This window comes from Kitasatospora sp. NPDC093558 (assembly GCF_040683475.1).
Classification (GTDB): Bacteria; Actinomycetota; Actinomycetes; order Streptomycetales; family Streptomycetaceae; genus Kitasatospora.
In genome coordinates this window covers 1-2,379 of record NZ_JBFBDY010000847.1, presented here as the reverse complement: position 1 = coordinate 2,379, position 2,379 = coordinate 1, and the positions used below count along the sequence as shown (strand labels likewise).

2 protein-coding genes are annotated in these 2,379 nt (G+C 69.9%); one reads left to right on the top strand and one right to left on the bottom strand.

Annotation, left to right across the window (positions count from 1 at the left end; translation table 11 throughout):
• A partial coding sequence (locus AB0O00_RS36020; protein WP_363658921.1) for a hypothetical protein occupies positions 1-1,906 on the top strand: 1,906 nt, incomplete at its 5' end.
• A 44-nt stretch (positions 1,907-1,950) separates the two neighbouring features.
• Here AB0O00_RS36020 and AB0O00_RS36015 read toward each other — a convergent pair.
• The coding region (locus AB0O00_RS36015; RefSeq protein ID WP_363658920.1) for a hypothetical protein at positions 1,951-2,379 on the bottom strand (429 nt) is incomplete at its 5' end.

The window sequence follows — 2,379 nt, the reverse complement described above, 5'->3', positions numbered from 1 at the left end:
CCACCTCGCCGGCACCGCCCGCGCCCTGCCCTTCATCCCGACGCGGGCCCAACGCTGGACGCTCACCCGCATCGAGCCGCTCGTCCTCGCCAACCCCGGCTTCGAACTCGGCACCGCCGGCTGGACGTTCACCGCCCACACCGGCGTCGCCACCAACAACCCGCACACCGGCACCCGCCTCGCCTACCTCGACGCGGGCACCGGCTACCGGGTCGGCCAGGAGATCACCGCCGTCACGGACGGGACGTACGACCTGTCCGCGTGGATCGCGAGCGGCGCGGCGGGCGGCACGTTCTCGGCGGCCGTCAACGGCACCGTCGTCCGTCAACTCGCCCTCCCCGTGCAGCCCGTGTACGCCAAGTACACCCTCCCCCGCGTCCACGTCGCGCCCGGCGACCGGCTGACGCTCGCGATCGGCTCCTCCCCCGCCGGCTGGGTCAACGTCGACGAGGCCTCGGTGGCCCCCTCCGCCCCGAACGACCCGCTGATCGGCTCCTCCGACCCCGAGGTCGTCGCCCTGTTCGACTGGGCCAAGACCAAGGCCAACAGCTGGGTCCAGCAGGCCGGCGCCCCGGGCGTCCTCAACCTCGACGAGAACCACCCGAACGGCACCGGCACCGCCGCGTACGACACCACCTACTGGGCGGGCTACCCGTTCCGCTCCGCCTTCTACAGCCGCGACTTCGCCCACCAGCTCGTCGGCGCCCACCTGTTGGGACTCGACGCCCAGAACAAGACCATGCTGCGCGCCTTCGCCGGCTCCGCGACCGACGCCAACGGGCTGGACCCGGTGTGGTCCGTCAACTTCGACGCCAGGACCCCGGGCAGCATCGACTACCGCAGCCCGAGCAGCTTCGTCCGGGAACTCCCCGCCCCCTTCGAGCTCGTGGAGAAGACCGGCGAGGCCTACCGCTGGACCGGCGACCGCGACTACACCGACGACCCCGTCCTCACCCGCTACGTCCGCAACACCCTCGGCCCGTACATCACCCGCCACCCCGGCCCCCTCGACAACGGCGGCGTCCCGATCCCGCAGGCCGCCAGCCGCAACATCTTCAAGGGCACCGCGAGCTACGCCGAGAACGCCACCACCACCACCTACGCCGAGGCGGGCGACGCCCTCGCCGCCCAGTACCAGGCCTACCTCGCCGCCGCGACCCTCGCCTCCTCGCGCAGCGACCGCTCGACCTACCAACGGGCTGCCGAAACCCTCCACCAGTACGCGAACTCCGTCTGGACAGTGGACCCACAGCACCCTGGCAACGTCGTCCACGGCTACGACACCACCGGCCGCCCCCTCACCGACTGGGGCTACGAGGCGAGCATCCTGATGCCCGCGAAGCACCTCCTCGACGCGGGCCCACGCCGGGACGCCTTCCTCGCGGACATCGACGCCCAGGACTCCGGCCCGCAGCGCTCCGACAACCTGGAGGCCTACACGTACCTCCCGGACGCGTTCTTCGCGGCCGGCGACGGCGACACGGCGTGGAAGTGGATGCGCCACATCTACGAAGCCGCTCCCCAAGTCCACACCAGCGGCCGCATGCTGAACGGCGACTACCCCGAAGTGCCCTTCACCCTGCTGTCCCAGACCGTCCAGGGCCTCCTGGGCCTCACCCCGGACACCGCGACCGGTACCATCTCGACCACCTCCCACCTCCCAACCTCAATGGCCTGGCTCCAGGTCGCGAACATCCCGGTCGGCGCCACCCACATCACCCTCCGCCAAGACGGCCACAACTCCACAACCCTCACCAACACGGGCCCTGAGCCGATCACTTGGACCCCTCACTTCCCCGGCACCCACCCCACCCTCACCATCAACGGCACACCACAAGCAACCGAGACCACACCAACGCTCCGCGTATCCCCCGGCGAGACCATGACGGTCTCCGTCCGCGGCTAGACCTCCACCAGGAGCGGGAAGTCGGCCCCGCCGGCGGACTGCCTTTAGACCTCTTGCGCCGGAACTGCGGCTCTCAGCCGCCGTACCTCGGCGATCAGTCGCGGCATGTCCTCACGGGCGGACGCGATGAAGTCGAGATCCGCATCCAACTGTCGGTCCGGGCCGAGAACCTCCCGCCCGTCGACGAACCTTCTGAGGTAGATCTCGTCGTCCTGCCCGGCCGCGTCCGGATCGACCTGGATGCAGCTCCCACCGCCGGTTGCCCATCGGGTCTCCAGGAGTGGAACCCAGGGGCCCGGCGTCGCACCCATAATGCGCCGTTCCATCGCATCGAGCTGTGCTTCTGACAGCGACTCGTTCATAGACATGGTGGGATCATCAGCCCGATCCCACCATGGGTCCAGACATCCCGGGAGTGGGTAGTCCGCGCATCCGACATACCAAAACCCCACCACAACGCCAAAGCCCTCGGG